The organism is Nitrincola nitratireducens (assembly GCF_000585235.1).
Classification (GTDB): domain Bacteria; phylum Pseudomonadota; class Gammaproteobacteria; order Pseudomonadales; family Balneatricaceae; genus Nitrincola; species Nitrincola alkalisediminis.
The window spans coordinates 16,975-41,465 of the sequence record NZ_AONB01000018.1 but is presented as its reverse complement, the minus strand read 5'-3'; the positions used below and the strand labels follow the sequence as shown (position 1 = coordinate 41,465).

The 24,491-nt window shown below is 47.5% G+C and carries 23 protein-coding genes and 1 pseudogene; 19 read left to right on the top strand and 5 right to left on the bottom strand.

The genetic code is table 11. The features are described 5' to 3' along the window. Positions 1-7: 7 nt before the first annotated feature. The 16 genes from leuD (at position 8) to D791_RS14060 (ending at position 15,930) form a co-directional block, all read left to right on the top strand. On the top strand, positions 8-646 hold the full coding sequence (gene leuD, locus D791_RS14125) for a 3-isopropylmalate dehydratase small subunit (RefSeq protein WP_036512985.1): 639 nt from the start codon (positions 8-10) through the stop codon (positions 644-646). Positions 647-678: 32 nt separating this feature from the next. After that, entirely contained in the window at positions 679-1,761 is a 1,083-nt protein-coding gene (gene leuB, locus D791_RS14120; protein ID WP_036512982.1) for a 3-isopropylmalate dehydrogenase, read from the top strand. Positions 1,762-1,840: 79 nt separating this feature from the next. Beyond that, the gene (asd, locus tag D791_RS14115) at positions 1,841-2,956 is read left to right on the top strand and encodes an aspartate-semialdehyde dehydrogenase (RefSeq protein WP_036512979.1); all 1,116 of its coding nucleotides are present in this window, start codon (positions 1,841-1,843) and stop codon (positions 2,954-2,956) included. Positions 2,957-3,114: 158 nt separating this feature from the next. Next, a complete protein-coding gene (locus tag D791_RS14110) occupies positions 3,115-4,119 on the top strand; it encodes an aspartate-semialdehyde dehydrogenase (RefSeq protein WP_036512976.1) in 1,005 nt (334 codons plus the stop codon). 91 nt (positions 4,120-4,210) lie between these two features. After that, on the top strand, positions 4,211-6,844 hold the full coding sequence (locus D791_RS14105) for a FimV/HubP family polar landmark protein (RefSeq protein WP_036512973.1): 2,634 nt from the start codon (positions 4,211-4,213) through the stop codon (positions 6,842-6,844). Positions 6,845-6,861: 17 nt separating this feature from the next. Next, positions 6,862-7,701, top strand: coding sequence for a tRNA pseudouridine(38-40) synthase TruA (gene truA, locus D791_RS14100; RefSeq protein WP_036512970.1), 840 nt, complete (start codon positions 6,862-6,864; stop codon positions 7,699-7,701). A 30-nt stretch (positions 7,702-7,731) separates the two neighbouring features. Continuing rightward, on the top strand, positions 7,732-8,361 hold the full coding sequence (locus D791_RS14095; protein WP_036512967.1) for a phosphoribosylanthranilate isomerase: 630 nt from the start codon (positions 7,732-7,734) through the stop codon (positions 8,359-8,361). A gap of 172 nt (positions 8,362-8,533) precedes the next feature. Then, positions 8,534-8,707, top strand: a complete 174-nt coding sequence (locus tag D791_RS20080) for a tryptophan synthase subunit alpha (RefSeq protein WP_157682387.1) — start codon at positions 8,534-8,536, stop codon at positions 8,705-8,707. A 35-nt stretch (positions 8,708-8,742) separates the two neighbouring features. Continuing rightward, positions 8,743-9,675 carry an acetyl-CoA carboxylase, carboxyltransferase subunit beta gene (gene accD, locus D791_RS14090; RefSeq protein WP_051514551.1) on the top strand — a complete coding sequence of 311 codons (933 nt, stop codon included), beginning with the start codon at positions 8,743-8,745 and terminating at the stop codon, positions 9,673-9,675. 2 nt (positions 9,676-9,677) lie between these two features. Beyond that, positions 9,678-10,058 carry a hypothetical protein gene (locus D791_RS21090; protein ID WP_237748656.1) on the top strand — a complete coding sequence of 127 codons (381 nt, stop codon included), beginning with the start codon at positions 9,678-9,680 and terminating at the stop codon, positions 10,056-10,058. Further along, entirely contained in the window at positions 9,983-10,963 is a 981-nt protein-coding gene (locus D791_RS14085; RefSeq protein WP_237748655.1) for a bifunctional folylpolyglutamate synthase/dihydrofolate synthase, read from the top strand. The genes D791_RS21090 and D791_RS14085 overlap by 76 nt, the downstream gene beginning before the upstream one ends. A 14-nt stretch (positions 10,964-10,977) precedes the next feature. Beyond that, entirely contained in the window at positions 10,978-11,583 is a 606-nt protein-coding gene (locus D791_RS14080) for an SPOR domain-containing protein (protein ID WP_036512964.1), read from the top strand. A 64-nt stretch (positions 11,584-11,647) separates the two neighbouring features. Next, the gene (locus tag D791_RS14075; RefSeq protein ID WP_036512961.1) at positions 11,648-12,145 is read left to right on the top strand and encodes a CvpA family protein; all 498 of its coding nucleotides are present in this window, start codon (positions 11,648-11,650) and stop codon (positions 12,143-12,145) included. Positions 12,146-12,195: 50 nt separating this feature from the next. Then, the gene (gene purF / locus D791_RS14070) at positions 12,196-13,722 is read left to right on the top strand and encodes an amidophosphoribosyltransferase (protein WP_036512958.1); all 1,527 of its coding nucleotides are present in this window, start codon (positions 12,196-12,198) and stop codon (positions 13,720-13,722) included. Positions 13,723-13,731: 9 nt separating this feature from the next. Further along, positions 13,732-14,946 carry an O-succinylhomoserine sulfhydrylase gene (locus D791_RS14065; RefSeq protein ID WP_036512955.1) on the top strand — a complete coding sequence of 405 codons (1,215 nt, stop codon included), beginning with the start codon at positions 13,732-13,734 and terminating at the stop codon, positions 14,944-14,946. 9 nt (positions 14,947-14,955) lie between these two features. Continuing rightward, the gene (locus tag D791_RS14060) at positions 14,956-15,930 is read left to right on the top strand and encodes a tRNA dihydrouridine synthase (protein WP_036512951.1); all 975 of its coding nucleotides are present in this window, start codon (positions 14,956-14,958) and stop codon (positions 15,928-15,930) included. A 9-nt stretch (positions 15,931-15,939) separates the two neighbouring features. Here D791_RS14060 and D791_RS14055 read toward each other — a convergent pair whose 3' ends face one another. The 3 genes and pseudogenes from D791_RS14055 to acnB form a co-directional block, all read right to left on the bottom strand. Continuing rightward, a complete protein-coding gene (locus D791_RS14055) occupies positions 15,940-16,182 on the bottom strand; it encodes a hypothetical protein (RefSeq protein ID WP_036512948.1) in 243 nt (80 codons plus the stop codon). Continuing rightward, positions 16,179-16,613 (bottom strand): DUF2185 domain-containing protein, encoded by a 435-nt coding sequence (locus tag D791_RS14050; protein WP_036512945.1) that lies wholly within the window; start codon positions 16,611-16,613, stop codon positions 16,179-16,181. The genes D791_RS14055 and D791_RS14050 overlap by 4 nt, the downstream gene beginning before the upstream one ends. Before the next feature lie 123 nt (positions 16,614-16,736). After that, a pseudogene (gene acnB / locus D791_RS14045) lies at positions 16,737-19,333 on the bottom strand (bifunctional aconitate hydratase 2/2-methylisocitrate dehydratase). A 330-nt stretch (positions 19,334-19,663) separates the two neighbouring features. On the opposite strand from acnB, the gene D791_RS14040 reads away from it, so the two are divergent. The 3 genes from D791_RS14040 (at position 19,664) to thrH (ending at position 22,539) form a co-directional block, all read left to right on the top strand. After that, positions 19,664-20,773 carry a DNA-binding protein gene (locus D791_RS14040; protein WP_036512942.1) on the top strand — a complete coding sequence of 370 codons (1,110 nt, stop codon included), beginning with the start codon at positions 19,664-19,666 and terminating at the stop codon, positions 20,771-20,773. Between the two features lie 93 nt (positions 20,774-20,866). Beyond that, on the top strand, positions 20,867-21,841 hold the full coding sequence (gene cysB, locus D791_RS14035) for an HTH-type transcriptional regulator CysB (RefSeq protein ID WP_036512939.1): 975 nt from the start codon (positions 20,867-20,869) through the stop codon (positions 21,839-21,841). An 80-nt stretch (positions 21,842-21,921) separates the two neighbouring features. After that, complete coding sequence (gene thrH, locus D791_RS14030) at positions 21,922-22,539, top strand: bifunctional phosphoserine phosphatase/homoserine phosphotransferase ThrH (RefSeq protein ID WP_036512936.1); 618 nt, start codon at positions 21,922-21,924, stop codon at positions 22,537-22,539. Positions 22,540-22,585: 46 nt separating this feature from the next. On the opposite strand, the gene D791_RS14025 is transcribed toward thrH, so the two are convergent. After that, positions 22,586-23,650, bottom strand: coding sequence for a methyl-accepting chemotaxis protein (locus D791_RS14025; RefSeq protein WP_157682385.1), 1,065 nt, complete (start codon positions 23,648-23,650; stop codon positions 22,586-22,588). Further along, positions 23,575-24,450 (bottom strand): cache domain-containing protein, encoded by an 876-nt coding sequence (locus D791_RS19155; RefSeq protein ID WP_157682383.1) that lies wholly within the window; start codon positions 24,448-24,450, stop codon positions 23,575-23,577. The genes D791_RS14025 and D791_RS19155 overlap by 76 nt, the downstream gene beginning before the upstream one ends. Between the last annotated feature and the right edge of the window lie 41 nt (positions 24,451-24,491).

Genomic DNA, 24,491 nt, shown 5'->3' with positions numbered 1-24,491 from the left:
CACGCATATGAAACAGTTTATAACCCATCAAGGCATTGTTGCACCCTTAGATCGTGCGAATGTCGACACGGATATGATCATCCCAAAGCAGTTTTTGAAATCGATTAAACGCTCTGGATTTGGTCCAAACTTATTCGATGAGCTTCGCTATTTGGATGAAGGACAGCCAGATCAGGATTGCAGTCAACGCCCTTTGAATCCAGAGTTTGTTTTAAATAAACCGCGCTATCAAGGTTGCAGTATTTTATTGGCGCGTAAGAATTTTGGCTGTGGATCAAGTCGTGAGCATGCGCCTTGGGCTTTAGAGGATTTTGGCATTCGAGCGATTATTGCTCCTAGTTATGCAGATATCTTTTTTAACAACAGCTTTAAAAACGGACTTTTACCCATCATCCTCGACGAAAAAGACGTCGATCAACTCTTCGTTGAAGTTGAAGCGAATGAAGGGTATCAACTGACGATTGATCTCGAAAACCAGCAGGTGGTAAAGCCAGATGGAAGCGCTTTAGGGTTTGAGATAGATGGTTTTCGTAAACATTGCTTGTTGAAAGGGCTAGACGATATTGGCTTGACCCTAGAGCATGCAGACGCGATTCGCGAGTATGAGCAGAAACGGAAAGAAACGGCTCCTTGGTTGTTTTCATAATTTTTCACGATTGATATAGGATTCTTTGCGTCATGTCTAAGCAGATACTGATTTTACCGGGTGATGGCATAGGGCCAGAAATTGTTGCAGAAGCGCGTAAGGTTTTGGAGACCGTTAATGAGCAATTCTCATTAGGGCTGGTGTTGTCTGAAGCACTGGTTGGGGGAGCGGCTATCGATGCAACTGGCGTTCCATTGCCAGCAGAGACGCTGGATGCCGCTCAAAAAGCCGATGCCATTCTTTTAGGTGCTGTTGGTGGACCTAAATGGGATACGAACCCAGACTTCCAGATCCGTCCAGAAAAAGGCCTTTTGGGGATTCGTTCTAATTTACAATTGTTTGGCAATTTGCGCCCTGCAATACTGTATCCGCAACTAGCGCATGCATCCACGTTAAAGCCGGAAGTTGTGTCAGGCTTGGATATTCTGATTGTACGTGAGTTAACAGGCGGCATTTATTTTGGCCAGCCACGAGGCTATCGCACTAAAGACGGTGGTGTTCGTGAGGGCTTTAACACGTATGTGTACGATGAAAACGAAATTCGTCGAATTGGGCGTGTAGCGTTTGAAGCCGCACGAGCGCGCAATAAAAAGCTGTGCTCTGTCGATAAAGCCAACGTGCTAGAAGTCACAGTGCTTTGGCGTGAGGTTATGAATGAACTTTCAGCTGAATACCCGGATGTTGAATTAAGCCATATGTATGTGGATAACGCCGCTATGCAGTTGGTAAGGGCACCTAAGCAGTTTGACGTGATGGTAACGGGCAATATGTTTGGCGATATTTTGTCTGATGCAGCTGCAATGCTGACAGGTTCAATCGGTATGCTACCATCCGCGTCATTGGATGCAAACAACAAAGGTATGTATGAGCCTTGTCATGGATCGGCACCGGATATAGCAGGTCAAGGAATCGCAAATCCGTTGGCAACCATCCTTTCTGCCGCTATGATGTTACGATACTCTCTTGGAGAAGGCGCGGCTGCGGATAAAATAGAGGCTGCGGTTAGTCAAGTGTTGGATCAAAACTTACGCACAGCTGATATCATGTCAGAGGGTATGGTGCGGGTGAGTACGTCTGAAATGGGCGAGGCGGTTGTAAAGGCCTTGCAAGCTTGATGATGCGTGAGTAGGTAAGCGGTAGAGTATCTACCGCTTTTTTGCGTTATTTAAATTTTATTATTAGTTGGGGGCACGAATGAGACGTGTAGGGTTTGTTGGCTGGCGTGGTATGGTCGGTTCGGTACTGATGCAGAGAATGATTGAGGAGCGGGATTTCGATCTGATTGACGAGCCTGTGTTCTTTACGACATCTCAAGCAGGAAAACCAGGCCCAGATATCGGCAAGGACATCCCCGCACTGAAAGATGCTCGCAATATTGACGAACTTGCGCAGATGGACGCGATTATTTCTTGCCAAGGCGGCGATTACACCCTGGAAGTCTATGGCAAGCTGCGTGAAGCCGGATGGAAAGGGTATTGGATCGATGCGGCGTCCACCCTGCGTATGGACCAAGACAGCATTATTATTTTGGATCCAGTCAACCTTGATGTCATTGAGTCAGGTCTCTCAAAAGGGATTAAAACCTATGTGGGGGGAAACTGTACGGTTTCGTTGATGTTGATGGGCCTTGGCGGACTTTTCAAAGAAAATCTGGTTGAATGGGTCAGTTCCATGACCTATCAAGCGGCATCCGGTGCGGGCGCTCAAAACATGCGTGAGTTAATTACGCAGATGGGGCAGGTGAATGCCTCCGTTAAGTCGCTGCTTGATAACCCTGCATCGGCGATTTTAGAAATTGACCGTCAAGTTGCGCAGGCGATGCGCAGCCCAGTGTTTGCCACGGATAATTTTGGTGCGCCGTTGGCGGGCTCCCTGATTCCTTGGATTGATAAAGCCGTTGCCGATGGGCAGAGCAAAGAAGAATGGAAAGGATTTGTTGAAACCAACAAAATACTGGGTCGTTCTGAAAACCCAATCGCAATCGATGGTACCTGCGTTCGTATCGGCGCAATGCGCTGCCACAGTCAAGGCTTTACGATCAAACTGAAAAAAGATGTACCGCTGGATGAAATCGAAAACATGATCGCTTCAGCAAACGATTGGGTAAAGGTTGTGCCTAATGAGCGTGATATCACAGTCCAAGAGCTCAGCCCAACGAAAGTAACGGGCACATTAAGTATTCCAGTGGGCCGTTTGCGTAAAATGAAGATGGGTCCTGACTACTTAAATGCATTTAGTGTCGGTGATCAGTTATTGTGGGGAGCCGCAGAGCCCCTACGCCGTATGCTTCGGATATTAATTCAGGCATAATGCCTGATTAATAGGTGACCTATTCACAGCCCGATTTGTTCGGGCTGCTTTGTTTATAGCGTTTATCTTTGTTGTGACGCAATAATCATAGTAAATTATGATTTATTACATTAGATTAGCGTTATGTCTTTGCGACAATTTAGGATTATGAGTATTACATGAGTATAGCGGTAGCAGTGGTCGGTGCATCAACGCTTTTGGGCGAAAATTTGCTGGAAATATTAGCAGATCGAAATTTCCCAGTAACCGATATTCGGCTTGCGGATGTTGGTGAAATGACTGAGCGTAGTGTTATGTTTAAAGGGCATGCAACGCGTATTCGGTCATTAGAGAAAACCAATTTAGCTGGCGTTGGTATTTTGTTTAACTGCAAGCCTGCAGGGTTAACAAATCAGGACTTACAGCAGCTTCTCAATGAAAAAGTAACGGTTATTGACTTGTGTCCAAGCGATGATGCCGATTTATCAAACTGTTGGGTGCCCAGCATTGGTAATCAAGATGCGGCGGCAATGTGCAATGAGTATATTGTCAGCCCGTCGTCTGCAGCGATTGTGACAGCAATGGCGCTATCCGCTTTGAATGAAAAGTATAAGGTCTTGCGTTTGAATCTGACTTGCCTCAATTCGGTTGCTGAGTCCGGGCGAGAAGGGGTTGAGGCCTTGGCGCTTGAGGCATCTCGCTTGCTCAATGGCAGGCCTGCTGAAGGCGAGTATTTTGGTCAACAAATTGCCTTTAATATTTTGCCAGCAGCGGGTGGTTTATCGGCTTCTGGGGAGTCGTTAGAAGAGCAACGTATTGTCAGTCAAGTTCAGTCATTGCTCAATGATGATCAATTAGAGGTTATGGTGAGTGCTCTACAAGTGCCACTGTTTTACGGGCAGTGTGTTGTGATCCATGCTGAGTGTCAGCATCCAATTGAGCTTGATCAGGCGGCTGAAATCCTGGGTAAAGTACCGGATTTAACCTTCTCGAAAAGCGAATTGTACTCGCCAGTGACACATGCGGCTGGACAGGATGGAGTCTTTGTATCGCGCTTGAGAGTTGAACCAAACTCCGCTACGGGGTTTGCATTGTGCGCGGTAACAGACAACTTAAGGAAGGGTGGAGCCCTAAATGCCGTACAGATTGCAGAGGAAATCGTTACTCTGCTTGACCGTGGATAGGGTTTTCAATAATACTAAGCTATAAATTTGGATGCAACTTTCTGTTTTTTCTGATATTTAAACACAGGTTGCGGATCATGAGGGAAATCAGATGCTGCGAAAACTTGCCTTAAGCCTCGCTGTTGCCGGGGTACTTGGGATGCCGAATGCCCACGCGTTGGGACTTGGTGAGATCAATATCAAATCCGCCTTAAACGAGCCTCTGAATGCAGAGATTCGGTTGATGCAGTTGAATGATCTGTCGCCATTGCAAATCCAACCCAAAATGGCAAATGCAGATGATTTTTCGTTAGCGGGATTAAATCGCTCTGGCATCATCAATAATATTCGATTTCAAGTGTATGCCTCACCGGATGGAACTGGCGTTATACGTTTGACCTCGAACGACCCGGTCAGAGAACCTTTCCTTAATTTTTTGTTGGAGGTTAACTGGCCAAGTGGACGCTTAGTCAGAGAGTACACAGTGTTACTGGATCCTCCCGCATTTGATCCTGCACCTGTCGCTCGCAGTGTACAGCCAGCGGCTTCCACATCGCCCTCGGTTGCCGTTACTCCGGCACAGCCTGCACGTCCTGCTCAGCCGTTGCCTTCACCTGTTGCCGATACACCAGCGTCTGCTCCATCTCCTGCTCCGACGACTCGTGCCGCTGACCCTAGTCAGATTCAAGTGCAACGAGGTGATACTCTTTGGGTCTTGGCTAACCGCTTTAAGCCAGATGCCTCGATTTCAACAGATCAGATGATGTTGGCGATCCAACGCAAGAATCCGCAAGCGTTTCCGTCAGGTAACATCAATATGATGTCAGCTGGCACAGTGTTGTCAATTCCGACAGCTGCGGAAGTAGGTACATTAACCTCACGTGAAGCATCGCTTGAAGTCGCAAGGCAGAATGACCTGTGGCGTTTGCGTGGCCGTACAACCACTCCGGTTGAGTCCGTATCGCAAGTCGCTGCAACAGCTGAACCGACAGATGCACCGACGACTCCAGTTGAAGCAACGGAGCGTGTTGAATCTGAAGTTGCCCAAGCTCAGTCTGTGGTGCCGACAGCAGAGGCGGAACTGCGCATTGTGACGCCTGACTTGGATCAGCGTATTACATCTGATCAACCCGCGGTTGCAGGTGATCAAGAGCGAACTGTTGCCCAAGCACCCGATACAACCGCTCAAAGTGTTGATGGCCTCCTGCAGCGCAGTGGCGAGATTGAACAGCAGTTAATGTTCACGCTTGAAACAATTGATAAGCTTGAGCGTGAGAATATAGATCTAAATGAACAGCTGGAATCGGTTCAAGACCAGTTGGCTTTAATGCAGCGAATGCTTGAGTTGAAAGATCAGGATTTGGCTGCGTTACAAGCGCTTGTCGAGCAAAATGTGTCGTCTGAAGGGCGTGAAGAGTCAGCTAAGCTCTTTATGCTGTATGGAATAGGCGGGATATCCATTGCAGCCTTGTTGGCATCGATTGCGGCTTTGCTGGTGGGTAGACGTCGTAAAAATGCTGCAGCTAAATCATCAAAATACAACGTTGCAGTCAAAGATGACACTTCGGATTCGGATACAATCCCTAAAGTAGCCACAGCCGCTGCAGCGACAGCGCTTGCAGGTGCCGCAGTTGCTCAAGCACAAGAAGAGCAGCAGGATGCGCCAGTCGCCGCTGCAGAAGAGGCCACGGAGTTTGTCTCAGAGGAATTAGACACCTCAGGAGAAGAAAACGATTTTGCAGATTTAGATCTTGATATGGATCTAGATTTGGACTTGAACCTCGATGATGACCCTGTCGATGACGTTAAAGTGATTGATGAAGAATTTGATTTATCGGCGGTAGTAGAGCCAGAGATCGAAAATACATCGGAGGTTGATGACGTCAGTGAAACGGATTTCGATGCGTTAGCGGCGGAAAGCTTCGATGAGTTAGAGTTTAACGATGACGAGTCCGAAGAAATACAGGCTAGTGACGAAAGCCTTGAAGAGATGGATCTCGATGACTTGATGGACATCACCGATGCGCCTGATGCGTTAGATACATACGAGAGTAGCTCGGATGCATCTTTGGATGATGATATAGATCTTGAGTTCTCAATTGATGATATTGCGCAACGTGATCCGCTTGATGAGCGGGTCTCCGATGCCGATCCTGAGGTCGATGATGAGGATTTGCTGGACTTCAGTGATTTAGCATTGAGTGATGCAGCCGAAACGGAAGAGGATCAGGATCAGGATCAGGAGGTTTCGGCCGCTAATGACATGGATGAGCTTGAGTTCTCCTTGTCAGAAGCCGATTTTGACGCAGCTGAAGATGAAACCTTGGATGATGATTTAGAGGCTTTGTCTAACGACTTGGCGTTTGAGTTAGATGATGCTGAGACGGTTGATGATGCAGAAGCGCCTAAAACATCACCAGGTAAAAAGACTGAAGAAGAATTAACAGCGAACATCGCTCATGATTTGGAAATGGGCTTGGATGACGAGTTAGATGATATCCTCGCAAGTACTGATGATGACATTGCGCTTGACGAGTCTGACTCCTATGAAGAAGCCATAGATCTTTTAGATAATCTAAATCTACTTGATGGTGCTGACGAGAATGAAACCAAGTTAGACTTGGCACGTGCGTACATTGAAATGGATGATGCTGAAGGTGCGCGCGAAATTCTAGGTGAAATAGCTCGTGAAGGAAATGAAGCGCAGCGTTCCGAAGCAGAGAAGCTGCTGAATTCTTTATCCTGATAGATACGAATGGCTTTATGACTGATGTAATACCTGAAGGGGCGGTTTCGACCGCCCCTTATCGTTATGCTTTAGCAGTGGAGTATGCGGGTGGGCTCTATCACGGCTGGCAAAAACAAGAACATGACGCCGTGCGCTGTATTCAAAGTGAGGTCGAGAAAGCCTTAGCAAAAGTGGCAAATCATCCGGTGAATGTGATTTGTGCTGGAAGAACAGACGCAGGAGTGAGTGCCAGTTGCCAAATAATTCATTTCGATACCCATGCTATACGTGACCCGCGTGCATGGGTAATGGGTACCAATACGTACCTGCCTGATGACATCGCTGTGTTATGGGCAACACCTGTTACACAGGATTTTCATGCACGTTTTTCCGCCAAGGCGCGGCGCTATCGCTATGTCATCTACTCATCACCCGTCAAACCGGGATTGTTGCATAAGGGGGTAACGTGGACATGGAAAACCCTGGATGTCGAATTGATGCGACAAGCGTCAAGGTTTTTGATTGGAGAGCATGACTTTACATCCTACCGAGCCGTCGGATGTCAAGCGAAGAGTCCAGTGAGAACTGTACAAAACATAGAGCTGCATCAAATTGGTAGCTTGATCATCATTGATATTAAAGCAAATGCTTTTTTGCATCATATGGTGCGTAACATTGCGGGTGTTTTAATGAAAATCGGTGCACAAGAGGCGCCTGTTTTTTGGGCAAAAGAGGTTTTAGACGCAAAAGATCGGCGACAGGGTGGCGTGACGGCACCGCCGTTCGGACTCTACTTTGTTGATGTGGACTACGATCAAGTTCATGGGTTGCCGAGATTGCCTCTGGGGCCATTTTTTCTTGGCTTACAGAATTAACGAATTGATGTTGATATGAATAGGTAGAACATGCGCGCCCGAGTGAAGATTTGTGGTATTACCAACCTTGATGACGCTTTGGCTTCTGTGAGTGCTGGAGCGGACGCCCTCGGTTTTGTTTTTTACAAACCAAGCCCGCGATATATTGAGCCTAATGCAGCTGCAGACATTATTAAACAGTTACCTGCTTTTGTGACCAGCGTTGGATTGTTTGTTAATGAAACGCACAGCGAAATAGAACGCATTGTAGATCTCACACAGATTGATCTTTTGCAATTTCACGGTGATGAACCACCTCTGTTTTGCCAGGGCTTTTCAAGGCCTAGCATTAAAGCGCTTCGAGTAAGCAATGACATGGACTTGGTTCGTGAAGTTGAAGTCTACGCAGATGCTGTAAAAGGTGTATTGTTAGATACCTATGTTGCAGGAGTGCCGGGTGGAACGGGCGCACAGTTTGACTGGGGTCTAATTCCTGATGGCTTAGCGGATAAAATTATCTTGGCGGGTGGTTTAGACCCTAACAATGTAGCGGAGGCTGTGTTATGTATAAAACCCTACGCGGTTGATGTGAGTGGTGGCGTTGAGAAAGCAAAAGGCTTTAAGGATATTTCAAAAGTTCAGCGATTTATTCACGAGGTAACGCGTGTCAGTATGCGTTAGCAAATAAGGAAGAGGGCGCATTGAGTGCTCGTCAATAGGGCGTTGTTTTTGATAGTGTCGTTACCCTTACCTTGTATTTGTAAAAGAGTCACTAATTTTAGTGCTGAATATGTAGGGATCGCCTGTTAAAATCTTTTAAGTATGTCTTATGGCAAACGTGTTTTGAGTAAAAATGTTTCAGCTTTTTTGTGCTGATTCGGTAGGAACCATCGAAAATGTATCCGATGGTGTAGTGGTTGGAAGCGTACTTGTGAGTCAAATTGCGTCTTTGGTCGATAGTCCGGAGTTGATCCCATCGAGGGTAAGCGCGATAATTGCAGACATGCGAACGGCGATGGATGCCTGATCTGATAATGCAACTTTTTCATCTGGATTAATGTAATGAGCAGCTGGCTGGATAAAATAGTACCCTCTCTGGTGAAACGTACAGAAGCGAAACGTTCGAGTGTGCCAGAGGGATTGTGGGAAAAATGCCCGAAGTGTGATTCGGTTTTGTATAAGCCTGAATTGGACAAAAACTTAAATGTTTGCCCTAAGTGCGATCACCACATGCGCATTGGGGCTCGCCGTCGTTTGGATCTTTTCCTCGATCCTGATAATCGGAAAGAAATCGGGGCTGATGTGTTGCCTGTGGATCGTCTTAAGTTTAAAGACTCCAAAAAATACAAAGATCGTCTAGTGGCGGCTGAAAAAAGCACCGGTGAGACGGATGCCTTAGTCGCGATGAGTGGAACCCTTGAAGGTCAGCCAGTTGTGGCCGTTGCTTTTGAGTTTAACTTCATGGGCGGCTCTATGGGTGCGGTTGTCGGTGAGCGGTTTGTGCAAGCGGCTCATCTTGCCCTAGAGCGTAAAATTCCACTGGTTTGCTTTGCAGCATCTGGTGGAGCACGTATGCAGGAAGCCTTATTTTCATTGATGCAGATGGCTAAAACCAGTGCTGCACTCGAAAAAATGAAGCTCTCAGGTGTGCCGTATATCTCCGTATTGACCGACCCTGTTTACGGTGGTGTGTCAGCGAGTCTTGCGATGTTGGGAGATCTGAATATTGCTGAGCCCAATGCACTGATCGGCTTTGCTGGCCCGCGTGTGATTGAGCAGACCGTGCGTGAAAAACTCCCCGAAGGTTTTCAACGTAGTGAGTTTTTATTGGCCCACGGTCAGGTGGATATGATTGTTGAGCGGAAAGAGATGAGAACGCGTGTTGCGGCTATTCTCAGTAAGCTCATGGGGCACCCGACGGTGTGTCCAGTGTCTGATGCGCCCGCATCAGAGGCTTCAACCGATGAACCTATTGAAAATGAAGTGAGTCAATAACTGTGGTAGAGGTTGCATCGTCGACGTGGGGTCTTGCCCGATGGTTGGAGTATATTGAATCTTGCCATCCTGGCGAAATTGATCTGGGTTTGGATCGTGTCAGTCAGGTTGCAGCTAAGCTGGAAATCAACTTAAACAAGAGCTTTGTTTTTACGGTGGGAGGGACCAACGGAAAGGGGACCACCACACGTCTCTTGGAGTCAGTGTTTTCGGCCGCTGGCTTGGTGGTTGCAACCTACACCTCGCCTCATTTTCTACGCTATAACGAGCGCGTTCGCTTGGCTGGCAAAGACATCAGTGATCAGACTTGTGTCAATGTTTTGCGCAAATTGAAGCGGCGCGGTCCGATATACCCCTTACTTACTTTGAGTATGGAACATTAGCGGCCTTGTTGTTTTTTACTCAGACCGCGCCTGATATCGTTATTCTGGAAGTTGGGCTTGGTGGGCGTTTGGATGCGATCAACATCATTGATGCTGATGTTTCAATCGTGACCACAGTGTCGATGGATCATATGGATTGGCTTGGTGACACGCGTGACGCGATAGGTTTTGAAAAAGCCGGTATTTATAGGTCTGAAAAACCGGCCATCTGTGGAGATCTGAATCCACCGCAAACTCTGGTAGACCATGCGCAGTCGATAGGTGCTCATTTATTCCTGCGCAACCTTGATTTTTCGATTCAAGAAAAAGATGGCGTCTGGGATTGGAAAGGACGCGATCTCCAGGGCGCTACCGTCGAGTTATTGGATTTAGATATGCCTGCTTTGCCTTTGCAAAATGCGGCCACAGCCGTTCAGGCCATTTTGCTTTCTCCATTTTCCGTGACGGAAGCTCATATTCGTTCGGGTTTGTGCAGTGCCTCATTAACAGGGCGTATGCAAATGCTCAGGCTGAATGATTCAGAATGTATTCTTGATGTGGCGCATAATCCAGAATCGGCGGCGTATCTCAGCTCGGCTTTAAGTAAGCTTCCCCCAAAGCCAACACACGTTGTTCTTGGAATGTTGGCAGATAAAGATATAGGTGAAGTTTTACGAGCACTTCGTTTAGACGTTGAGCATTGGCACCTTGTCAGTCTCGATACACCTCGTGGTGCAACCGCAAAACAATTGCAGGCATTTTTTAACGATTGCGCACCGAATCACTTGGATAAGCTCACTCTTCATTCTGACGTACCGAGTGCGTTAACCTATCTTTCCCAGCATCTTTCTGAGCAGCATCGAGTGGTCGTGGCAGGCTCATTCTATACCGTGACAGATGCGTTAGCCTATTTAACTTCCCCTTAGGTTAGTAAAAACAAATGAAAGATGCGATTAAATATAGAGTCACGGGCGCCTTGATTTTAGGCGTTATGTTAGCGGCATTAGTTCCATTTGCATTCGATGGTGCAGGGCATGGTGAACGCTATGTTGCGCCTGCCGTGCAGATCGCGCCTAGACCTGTTGCCCCTGAGCCAGTATTGCAACCTGTGCCAGACATCGGCGTTCAGGTGGAGGCTCAGATGGAAGAAGCGGTTGTCGCGGCTCCCGTTGTTATTGAGCGAACCCCACCTGCACCTGTTCAGCAGGTTGTGAGTATCGACCCTCCACAGGCTTCGGTGTCTCGTCCGTTGGAATCTTTAGCGCCGACGTTAAATCCTGTGCAAGAAGCCCCGGCTTTAGATGCCGATCAGATACCCGCTGCATGGGCACTTCAGCTTGCGAGCTTTCGTCAAGAAGCGAATGCGCGTGAACTTAGAACGCGGCTCATTAATGCCGGTCATCGTGTGTACATTCGCCATGGGGATGATGTTGTTCGAGTGTTTGTCGGTCCCGAGATGCAGCGTACACGTCTTGAAGAGTTGAAGGTCAGCCTTAAGAATGAATATGGCTTAGACGGCATTATCGTTCGCTTTTCAACGCAATAACACGATAGGTTTGCTGCAGTTGCTCTGTTAAACTAGGCACATTGAGGATGTAATTGGATTCATGATGAATTGGGTTGATTGGACAATTATTGGTATTATTGCCATATCGGCAGTGTTAAGTCTTAGAAGAGGCTTTGTCAAAGAGGCAATATCCCTTGCTTCTTGGGTAGCGGCTTTTATTGTTGGACGTTTATTTTCTGATGTGTTGGCGGATATCCTTTCAGGCTATCTTGATGTGCCACCATCGGTCCATTTACTCATCGCATTCTCTGTGCTGTTCATCGCCACGCTGATTGTTGGAAACCTCTTGGCTTCTTTAATTGGCGGCTTGGTGCATGCAACGGGCTTATCCGCCACCGACCGGATTTTGGGCGTTGGTTTTGGTGTGCTTAGAGGCGGTTTAGTGGTTGTGATCATGATTGTGTTATTAAAAATGACACCCGCTATACAAGATCCCTGGTGGAATGAGTCCGTGCTTATTCCGCATTTTTTGGTGATGGAAACCTGGTCAAGGGATATGGCGCAGGATATAGGGCAGGCGATCTGGAATATAGGTCGCTGAGCTATCTTACATGGATCTCGAATTAACGCGTCTCTCTTGAGGTTGATTGAATGTGCGGTATCGTCGGCATTTTTGCCAGAAGCAATGTTAACCAGACTATTTTCGATGCACTAACAGTGCTGCAACACCGTGGGCAGGATGCAGCCGGTATGGTAACTTGTGAGGGTGATCGTTTCTTTATGCGCAAAGACAACGGTCTTGTTAACGAAGTATTCAGAACGCGTCACATGAAACGCTTGATGGGTAATATGGGGATAGGGCATGTTCGCTATCCTACAGCCGGTAGTTCTAGCTCTGCGGAAGCTCAGCCGTTCTATGTAAACTCTCCTTATGGTATAGCCTTAGCTCATAACGGAAATTTGACCAATGCTGAAGCCTTGGCGGATGATATTTTCCGTGCAGACTTGCGACACATTAATACCACGTCGGACTCTGAGGTGTTGTTGAATGTGTTTGCTCATGAGCTCCAGCGTCTTGGCAAGCTGACACCGACGGCTGTCGATATGTTTAAAGCCGTTGAAGAAGTGCACAAGCGTTGTCAGGGTGGTTATGCCGTGGTTGCCATGATCACAGGTTACGGTGTTTTGGCTTTCCGTGATCCATACGGAATTCGTCCATTGGTCTACGGCAAGCGTGTGGTTGATGGCAAAGTCGAGTACATGGTGGCATCCGAAAGCGTGGCCCTTGATACCTCAGGTTTTGAGCGTGTACGCGATTTAGTGCCGGGTGAAGCGCTCTACATCGATAACGAAGGCCAGTTGTTCTTGCAGCAGTGCGCAACTCAGCAGACATTGGCGCCTTGTTTATTTGAGTATGTCTATCTTGCTCGCCCTGATTCCATTATTGAAAATATCTCTGTTCATTCTTCCAGAATGCTAATGGGGGTCAAGCTTGCGGATAAAATTAAGAAAGAGCGTCCTGATCACGATATCGATGTGGTTATTCCCATACCCGATACAAGTCGAACGGCGGCTCTCGAAATGGCGCATGCATTAGGTGTTACTTTCCGAGAAGGCTTTATTAAAAATCGATATATTGGCCGCACGTTTATTATGCCGGGTCAGACATTACGCAAAAAGTCTGTTCGTCAAAAGCTCAACCCAATTGCATCGGAGTTTAAAGATAAAGTAGTGATGCTGGTTGATGACTCAATCGTGCGGGGAACCACCTCTAAGCAAATTGTGCAGATGGCGCGTGACGCTGGCGCTCGAAAAGTCTATTTTGCATCCGCTGCCCCCGAGGTTCGTTTTCCGAACGTATACGGCATCGACATGCCAAGTGCCACTGAATTAGTGGCTCATGGCCGCTCAGCTGAAGACGTTGGCAACTATATCGGTTGCGATTGGATGCTGTATCAGGACCTGGATGACCTCAAGGCATGCATTACAGAGCTGAATTCAGATATTAAAGAGTTTGATACCTGTGTTTTTGATGGCAAGTACGTCACGGGTTCGGTGAACGCTGAATACTTACAAAAGCTTGAGAGCAAGCGCAATGATGATGCCAAAACCATGGCTGATTCAGATAGCGATGCAGAAGAAGATGCATCTGCCGATCTTCACACTCGTATTAACTGAGGTATCCCTATGACTGATTCGTTTGAGCGTGCTTCTCGCATTCAATTCTCCGGTCAGGAGTATGACCTTGAGACCTTAGCCGTTCGAGCGGGTCAGCATCGGAGTGATGAAGGCGAGCATAGCGACGCTATTTTTCCGACCTCAAGTTTTGTTTTTTCGACGGCGCGTGAAGCGGCTGCTCGCTTTGGTGGCGAGGAAGACGGCAATATATACTCGCGTTTTACCAACCCAACGGTGCGTGCATTCGAAAAACGGATTGCAGCGCTTGAGGGTGGGGAACGTGCAGTTGCGACAGCCTCTGGCATGGCCGCGATCTTGAGTTTGGGCTTGGCGTTGATGAAGACAGGCGACCACGTCGTGTGTTCAAGAAGCGTCTTTGGATCCACCGTGGCACTTTTTACTCGTTATTTAAGTCGTGCGGGTATCGAAACCACGTTTGTTGATCCAACGAATTTAAACGCTTGGTCTGCCGCCATTAGGCCTGAGACCAAAATGTTTTTCTTGGAAACCCCTTCAAATCCCTTGGCAGAACTGACGGATATTTCAGCCGTTGCCGAGATCGCTCATGGAGCGGGTGCTCTGCTAGTTGTGGATAATTGTTTCTTAACCCCCGCATTGCAGCGCCCATTAGCCTTGGGCGCTGATATCATCATGCATTCGGCAACCAAGTACCTAGACGGTCAAGGGCGCTGCATTGGCGGTGTGCTGGTTGGACGTGATGCCGAGATGGAAGCCATTTTTGGCTTTATTCGCACAGGTGGTGCCTGCTTAAGCCCGTTTAATGCCTGGGTCTTTTTGAAGGGCTTAGAGACCTTGCCGCTGCGCATGCAAGCGCACAGCGAGCGCGCATTATCCTTGGCTAAGTGGTTGCAAACCCAGAAAGGGATTAACAAAGTCTATTACTCAGGACTTGAAGATCATCCTCAGCATGCATTGGCCTGTCGTCAACAGAGCGCGTTTGGTGGCGTTTTGTCCTTTGAAGTTGAGGGTGACAAAGACGCGGCTTGGCGTTTCATTGATGCGACAGAGATTATCTCAATCACTGGCAATCTCGGTGATGTTAAGTCGACCATAACCCATCCGGCCACAACAACGCACGGTCGTATGACACCAGGAGAGCGTGCCGATGCAGGCATTAAAGATAACTTGATCCGCCTGTCAGTGGGTCTTGAGTCTGTTGATGATCTTAAAGCTGACTTGTTGAAAGGCTTAGCTGCGGTCTAGATCGAATACATGTCTTTAATTTACCTTGCGCCCATGGAGGGTGTAGTTGACTACACCCTGCGTGATATCTTAACGGCATCTGGCAATGTCGATCACTGCGTTACTGAATTTATTCGAGTTTCTGAACGTCTATTACCCATCTCTGTCTTTTATCGAATGATGCCAGAATTGCATCATGGAGGTAAAACGCACTCGGGTGTACCTGTGTTTGCCCAGTTGCTGGGCAGTGAGCCTTCAGTCCTTGCCGAAAATGCAGCTCGTGTTGTTGAGTTAGGGGCACCTGGCGTTGACCTGAATTTTGGCTGCCCCGCAAAAACCGTGAATAAAAGTCGAGGCGGCGCTGTTCTGTTAAAAGAACCGGAGCTCATTCATTCCATTGTAAGTGCCGTCAGAGAGGCGATTCCTTCATCTATTCCTGTAACGGCCAAAATGCGTTTGGGGTATTTTGATAAATCTTTGGCAATTGAAAACGCACAAGCCATTGAATCAGCAGGGGCGTCAACCTTAACGATTCATGCTCGAACAAAAGAAGAAGGCTATAAGCCGCCTGCGCATTGGGAATGGATTGCAAAAATCCGTGATCATGTGTCTTTGCATCTGGTTGCCAATGGTGAAGTTTGGACGCCGGAAGATTATCATCGCTGTCGGCAGGTGTCAGGTTGTGCGGATGTGATGATCGGCCGTGGAATGTTAGCCAATCCTTTTTTGGCCGATCAAATTAAACAGGGTCAGGACGTTAGCGCAGCGTCTGATGAGCAATGGATTGCGCTCATTCCCATGTTGGAACGTTATCATCAACAGGTGATCGATGATTTATCGGAGCGGCATGTGCATGGGCGGATCAAGCAATGGTTGAGCATGTTAAAATTGGGTTACCCGCAAGCATCACGGTTGTTTGATCGAATACGCTCTGAGCGAGATCCGCTGAGCATCATGGAGACTATTCGAGCTGAAAGAGAGCATTACTCTGTTCCAGCCGAATAAACCTAAGCCTTAAGGGCGATTGTCCATACGCTCTTGATGAAGGCGCTGCTGCTCTCTCCAGGCTTCATACATCTCTTCATCTGTTGGTTGCGTGAGTGCTGAATACCAAACAGGGGAGGTGCCTAATAAAAAACCACCTACTGCAATTACAAGTCCTAAGACTTTCATTTTAGGTTTAATACTTAAACCCAATATGACCACCAGTAATCCACTGAAGTGTAAGACGTAGGTCATGAATGAACCCATCGTCATAGCGTTTCCTTATCGGCAAATTTGGTGCGAATGAATTCCTCAACATCATTGGTGATCATGACTTCGGTTGTCGGGACAGGGATTTGATAGTCATACACCTGTATCCAGCCATCGGTGTCTGGAGCTCTTTCCCACACGGTGCCTGCATTGTATTGAACGAGAGGCGTCAGAGACGGGTCGAGTAGGCAGATTTTTTCAAGTGGAACGGGGAGAAGATTTTTCATTTCATCCGCTAAAAAATCGTCTGTTTCGTAGCCTGTAAACATTCGCCAACCCGTATCATTTAAATGCTCCGGTACGGTTTTGTACATAAAGCGAATAGGGAGCTTTTCATCAAATACCAGTCGGGATGCAAGAACTAAAAATCCATTTTTGGTTTGGGCTGTTTCGTAGCCGGGTTCAGGAGCTGTGTCAGAATTTAAAGGCTTCATACCACCCTCGATTGAGTTAATAATAGCGCAGTTTAACAGCTACGCCTTAGCGCTGCATTAAGGTAATTTAGACGTAAAAAAGCCCTGAATGGTTCAGGGCTTTTTTGTCAGCCGTTTAACGAATTAAACGCTGGTGGTTGGAATAACAGTTGATGCCTTTTCTACATACTTGTCCATCTGATCGAAGTTCAAGTAGCGGTAGACTTCAGACGACATGCTATCGAGCTTGCTCGCATAGGCCATGTATTCGTCAACACTGGGTAACTTGCCTTCAAGTGCAGCGACAGCCGCTAACTCAGCAGAGGCCAAGTACACGTTAGCACCTGTTCCTAAACGGTTAGGGAAGTTACGCGTTGAGGTTGACACAACCGTGGCTTTGTCAGCAACACGTGCTTGGTTACCCATGCACAATGAACAGCCTGGCATTTCCATGCGTGCACCTGCTTTACCGAAGACATTGTAGAAGCCTTCATCAGAGAGCTGTGCGGCATCCATTTTCGTCGGTGGAGCGATCCACATACGGGTTGGAATTGATTTGCCAGAGGCTTCTAGCAGCTTGCCTGCGGCACGGAAGTGACCGATGTTGGTCATACAAGAACCGATGAAGACTTCATCAATTTTGTCGCCAGCAACGTCTGACAGTAAGCGAGCATCGTCTGGATCGTTTGGAGCACATAGGATAGGCTCTTTGATTTCAGACATGTCGATTTCGATAACCGTATGGTATTCGGCATCGGCATCGGCACGCATTAGGCTTGGGTTAGCCAACCATTCTTCCATGCCCTTGATACGACGCTCGATTGTACGTGGGTCGCCATAGCCTTCAGCCAGCATCCACTTCAGCATCACGATGTTTGAGTTCAGGTATTCTGCAACTGAGCTCTCAGACAGAGTGATGGTGCAGCCTGCAGCAGAGCGCTCAGCAGATGCATCAGACAGTTCGAATGCTTGCTCAACGGTCAGGTCTTCTAGGCCTTCGATTTCCAGTACACGTCCAGAGAAGACGTTTTTCTTGCCCGCTTTAGCAACGGTCAAGTGGCCTTCTTTGATGGCGTAGTAAGGAATGGCGTGTACCAGATCACGTAACGTGATGCCAGGGTTACGCGTGCCTTTGAAGCGAACCAGAACAGATTCTGGCATATCCAATGGCATAACACCTGTTGCGGCCGCAAACGCTACCAAGCCAGAGCCCGCAGGGAAGGAAATCCCCAGTGGGAAACGGGTGTGTGAGTCACCGCCAGTACCCACAGTGTCGGGTAGCAGCATACGGTTCAACCAAGAGTGAATAACACCGTCGCCTGGGCGCAAAGATACACCACCACGATTCATGATGAAGTCAGGTAGTGTGTGGTGAGTGTTCACGTCAACTGGCTTTGGATACGCCGCTGTGTGGCAGAAAGACTGCATCACAAGATCAGCAGAGAAGCCTAAGCATGCCAAGTCTTTTAGCTCGTCACGCGTCATAGGGCCAGTGGTGTCTTGTGAGCCAACCGTGGTCATTCTTGGTTCGCAAGAAGTACCAGGCGAACGCCAGCAACGCCACAGGCTTTACCTACCATTTTCTGAGCAAGGGTGTAACCTTTGCCCGTGTCGTTAGGTTGCTCTGGTGTGCGGAAAATATCAATTGGGCCTAGGCCGAGCGCTTCACGCGCTTTTTGTGTCAGACCGCGACCGATGATCAGCGGAATACGTCCACCTGCACGAACTTCATCCAGAAGCATTTGAGTTTTTAATTCAAATCGGCAGAGTTCAGCACCTGTGTCGTGGTTTTTAGCAACACCTTCATATGGATAGACATCGATGACGTCGCCCATATTCATTTGAGTCACGTCCATTTCGATTGGCAGGGCGCCAGCATCTTCCATCGTGTTATAGAAAATAGGTGCAATTTTGCCGCCGAAGCAGAAACCGCCAGCACGTTTGTTAGGAATATTGGGGATATCATCACCAAAGAACCATAACACAGAGTTGGTTGCAGACTTACGAGAAGAGCCTGTTCCGACAACATCGCCAACATACGCAACAGGGAAACCTTTTGCTTTAACAGCTTCAATTTGTGTTAACGGACCTGTTGTGCCTGGGTTAACTGGCTCAATGCCTTCACGCTCCATTTTAAGCATGGCGTTTGCGTGAAGTGGGATGTCTGGGCGTGACCAAGCATCTGGAGCAGGTGACAAGTCATCTGTGTTGGTTTCGCCAGGTACTTTAAAGACAGTAACAGTTATTTTTTCAGCCACTTCTGGCTTGGAAGTAAACCACTCGCCAGCCGCCCAGGATTCCATGACCTGCTTAGCAAACGGGTTGCCCGCTTCGGCTTTGTCTTGAACATCGTGGAATGCATCAAACATCAATAAGGTGTGAGATAAAGCTTTAACAGCGGTTGGAGCCAAAGCTTCATGGTCTAATGCGCTGATCAATGGCTGAATGTTGTAGCCGCCAAGCATCGTGCCTAGCAATTCAACCGCTTTTACAGGAGAAACAAGAGGAGTGGTGACTTCACCCTTAGCAACAGCATCTAAAAAGCCCGCTTTTACGTATGCTGCTTGGTCAACACCGGCTGGAACACGGTTGGTCAACAGATCTAGGAGAAACTCTTCTTCGCCTGCTGGTGGATTCTTAACCAGATCAACCAGTGCTGCTGTTTGCTCTGGATCCAGTGGCTTTGGTGGAATGCCTTCTAAGGCACGTTCTTCGACATGTTTACGGTAAGCTTCAAGCACGATTTAGCCCTCATCTGTTGTCACAATCGTACATCGGACATGAATTCTGCCGATGCCGGTTCGAATAATATGTTATCGAATGTGGATTGGCGGTGGAATTCTAGCCTATGGGGGCGCTAAAGTTAAGTATTGTCGACAATCCTGAGCTTAGACTTTGTACCAACGTAATGGACTATAGGCCTTTAATCTATAAATCGCATTAGTCGAAAAGATATGTTTCAATAGTCTGCGATGTACGCGTATAAAGGATGATAGAGCCTATTTCTGGTCTCATTGTTCGGGGTATGATGTTACTCGCATTCTTAAGGTTAATTAGGTTTAGTGTACTACATGGATAAAGAACAGCTTAAATCACGAGTCTACGAAGTTGCAGATGACTTGCTTTTATCAGCGAGCTATCCGAGATCAGAAGCGATAGCCGAAACGCTTGAGATCGAGTCTGAAGAGGTCTCTCGTTACCTTTCGCAGTGGTGGTATGAGCTGCCTCAGCGAATCGTTATGACGGATCGAACGGATCGCGCGATTAGTGTGCCAGGGATGCCGGATACACTGGCGCAGGCCTTTACTCGAATTTGGCTGCATGCACTGCAAGAAGCAAATTCAAAAGTGAATTTTACCCGGCAAATGGTGGATGTGGGTCTTGAGGAGGATCGGCGTGTTAATGACGATGCCTTGCAAAAGTCACAGCATCTCTATTTAGAGCTCGAAAGTCGCTACCGCGAGCAGTCACTCAAGCTTGAGGAATCACGAGAGCAGTTTAAAGCACTCGAGGCCGAAATTGCGGTTCTAAAAAATAATTTAGCCATTGAAACGAACACTCGCAAAAAAGAAGAGCAGTCGCGCGTTACCATAGAGCATGAATTAGCGCAGCTGCGTAAAGCCCATGACGATGCTAAACGTGTCTTTGACCAACGTATCAAAGACGAGCAGCGGCATATGATGGAAGCGATTGCGAAAGAGGAAGTGGATACGCGCTATTATCGAAACACCCTTGAAAAAGTGCGTGAAGAGGCCAGTAAAAAAGAGTCTGAGCTGGTGCGTGAGATTCATGACTTGCAGGCACGTATTGCACGCAAGGACGTTAAAACCGATACGCTAAAGTCGCAAGTTAAGAGCCAAGAAGCTGAACTCTTGAAGTATAAGCAAGACAGCGGTGTGCTTCAGCGTGATCTGTCGCGTGTTAATGCTCAGCTTTTAACCGAGGTGAACAAAACGAAGCGACTGGAAGCAAAGGTTAAAGAGCTGCAAGAAGACATTCGACGCCTTAATCAGAAACACATTACGGCTTCCAATGAGAATGCTAAGCGCGAAAATATTCTGCGCTCTCAATTAGTAGAGAAAGAAAACATCATCATTCGGGCTGAAGCTAAGGTGAACTCATTAGAGAAACGGATTATTAGCAATGATGAGGAAATCCGTCGTTTAAGCTCACGAGTTTGATGATTATTTGATCAGAAAATTGGCGAGTGTCTAAACTTCTGTTATTCTTGTCTGTTATAAATGATTAACTTTTTATAATCAGGAAATAATAACATGAAACTTCAGCAGTTACGCTATATATGGGAAGTGGCCAAGCATGATTTGAATGTTTCGGCCACCGCACAAAGCCTTTATACGTCTCAGCCGGGTATTAGTAAACAGGTGAGATTGCTGGAGGACGAATTAGGTGTTGAGGTGTTTGCTCGAAGTGGGAAGCACTTAACACGAGTGACCCCGGCAGGTGCTGCCATTCTCCAGATTGCCGGTGAAATTCTGCAGAAAGTTGAAAGTATCAAACAGGTCGCCCAAGAGTTCAGTGATGAGCGCAAGGGCAGCTTGAGCATTGCCACAACCCATACACAAGCACGCTACGCGTTACCGCCGACCATCAATGAATTTATTAAAATGTACCCTGATGTTGCATTGCATATGCATCAGGGTACGCCTATGCAAATCTCTGAGATGGCGGCAGACGGTGAAGTTGATTTTGCCATCGCAACCGAAGCCCTCGCGCATTTTCCTGATTTGATTATGATGCCGTGTTATCACTGGAACCGTTCCGTTGTTGTACCAAAAGACCACCCCTTAGCACAGGTTAAGGAATTGACCTTAGAGCGTTTGGCAGATTTTCCAATCGTGACTTATGTTTTTGGTTTTACGGGGCGGTCTAAGCTGGATGATGCATTCATTAAGCGTGGTCTTGAACCTAAGGTTGTGTTTACGGCTGTGGATTCCGATGTCATCAAAACCTATGTGCGATTGGGCTTGGGTGTCGGGATTATTGCTTCAATGGCGGTAGATCCACTGCAAGACAGTGATTTGGTTGCACTGGACGCATCTCATTTATTTGAAGCCAGCACGACTCGAATCGGCTTTCGCAAAGGCAGTTTCTTGCGCAGTTATATGTATGATTTTATTCGGTTATTTGCCCCGCACTTAACGCCGGAAATGGTTGATAAAGTTCAAGCCTGTGGGAACCGCTACGAAGTGGATGAGTTGTTTGCTGACATTGAGTTGCCGATGCACTAAGACAAAACCCTAAGGATTTTGTTGAATATCAATCTGTCACCCAGTAGATTAGCCTTTTTAAATCAATAGTGGAGGTGTTTGTGGAGTTAGCCTGTCTTGACCTAGAAGGGGTGTTGGTTCCTGAAATCTGGATTGCGTTCGCAGAGGAGACAGGGATTGAAGCGTTAAAAGCCACGACCCGAGATATTCCAGATTACGACGTCTTGATGAAGCAGCGCCTGCGTATTCTGGATGAACATGGATTGACCTTGCCGCAAATTCAAGAAACGATCAGTCGTTTAGCGCCGCTGGAAGGCGCGGTAGAGTTTGTGAACTGGTTAAGAGAGCGCTTTCAGGTTGTTATTCTTTCAGACACTTTCTATGAGTTTTCACAGCCGTTAATGCGTCAGTTGGGTTTTCCAACCTTACTCTGTCACAAGTTAGAAGTTGATGGTCAGGGACGTATTACAGGCTATACCTTGCGTCAAAGAGATCCAAAGCGTCAGTCAGTGCGCGCCTTTCAATTATTGAATTATCGCGTCATCGCGACGGGTGACTCTTACAACGACACCACGATGCTGACACAGGCCGAATCCGGTATTCTGTTTCATGCTCCCGATAATGTCATCCAAGAGTTCCCCCAATTCCCGGCGGTGCACACCTATGAAGACTTAAAGAAAGAGTTTATCAAGGCCAGTGTGAGGGATTTGACCCTATAAGGCAAAATGCCTCTACCCAAGCCGACTTGGGTAGAGGTGTGATGGATTACACTTTAAAGCGATCGGTGAGGGATTTTAGCGTATTTGCCATATCACTCAACTCTCTTGAACGTCCTCTTGAAATATCAGCTTGATCGGCTAAATTGTCAGCCAATAGCTTAATACGCTCAGTATTGCCGCTAATTTCAGTGGTCACTGCGTTTTGTTCTTCAACCGCACTGGCAATTTGCACAGCCATGTCGCTGATGTCGCAGCTTGCTTTATCAATTAACTGAAGACGGCTAGCGGCCTGTTCGGCACGCTCTGCGTTTTCGTAGGCTTGATCGAGGCTGCTCGTCATCATGGTGACGGAACGAGAGGTTGAATGCTGGAGTTCGCTGATCATCTTTTGAATTTCTTCAGTTGCTTGATGCGTGCGTTGTGACAGCGTTCGCACCTCATCCGCAACAACAGCAAAGCCACGACCTTGATCTCCAGCGCGAGCCGCTTCAATGGCGGCATTCAATGCCAACAAGTTGGTCTGCTCAGCAATGCCCTGAATGTTCACCAAAATGCTGGAAATGTTTTGAACATGCCCATTGACATCATTAATCGCGCTGGTGCTAAGCGAGATTTGCTCTGCAAGCTCCGTTGTTTTAATGCGGTTTTCATTTACAACGGACAAGCCTAGCTGGGTTGAATCGGCCGCATTGCGGGCTGCCAGAGCGGTTTTTTCGGCATTGCCTGCGATTTCTCCTGTCGCACAGGACATTTCTTGAGCCGCAGTTGCTAGCTGGGTCAGTTCTTGATGCTGATCTGCTATCTGATCCAAGTTCAGTTTTACTTGCGTAGCCGTGTTGCTGGCATCGTCTTTAATGCGGTTTGCCAGATGAATAATTTCTTGGATGGTTTGGCGCAGATTGTTGGTGAACTTGTTAAACGCATGGCTCATGCGACCAAACTCATCATCAGTGTCGGCATTGAGTTTGCGCGTTAAATCGCCTTCACCTTCAGAAATGTCGTCTAGTGCTTTTGCAAGACTTTTTAGCGGGCGCATTAAGTACTGAACAAGCAGGTAAAGTAAGAGTGCGGCAATGCTAGAATCAAAATACTCAATATGCCTAAACGCCAAGCTAGGGTGTTCATTGCTGCATAGGCATCACTGCGTTTGACCAAGAGTAAAAAAGTCCAATCTGCCGACTCTATCTTGATGGAAGACAACAGCCACTTTTCACCCTTGTAGTGTATGTCGTTGATGCTGTAGACAGCAGGAATAGTCGTATTCGTCAGCAGTTGTGAGACGGGTTTGCTCACTTGAGAGGCGTCTGGGTGCGCGATAATTTTCATATCCTTGTCTAGCATCCACACTTCCGATGTCCAGCGTGAATCAATCGCTAAGAGTTGGGTGATGACATTTTTTATACTGATGTCACTGCCGATTACTCCACGTGCACCGTTGCGTAAAGGAGCCGCCAACGAAATAATCAATTCTCCACTGCCTGCATCGACATAGGGTGGGGTAACGACCATGCGATTTGCTTGCAAGGCTTGTTGATACCAGGGGCGTGTTCTTGGGTCGTAATCCGAAGGGAGTGAGGCGGGCGGTTGAGATTGCCACATACCGCCTTGGTCTGTTCCAGCATAGACAAGATCAAAATTACCCGCGATACGCGAGAGGGTTAGCGGTGCCTTTGCTTCATCATCGCTTCCCGGCAGTTCAGCCGTGAGTGCGTGAATAATATCAAATTTCGCATTTAGCCAGCCGTTGGCGAAGGTTTGTATGTTTTTTAATGTACTGTTGATTTCGGCTTGAATGCCATTGTTTACTTCTTGTTGAAGTAAGCGAGAAGACAGAATCCCTAAGGAAACCAAGGCAATAATCAGCAATGCGAGCATTGAACTGAGAATCTTTGATTGAAATGAAAGTGGCATCTGCGGAAGCCCCATAGTCTGTACTGTTTATGAGTTATAAT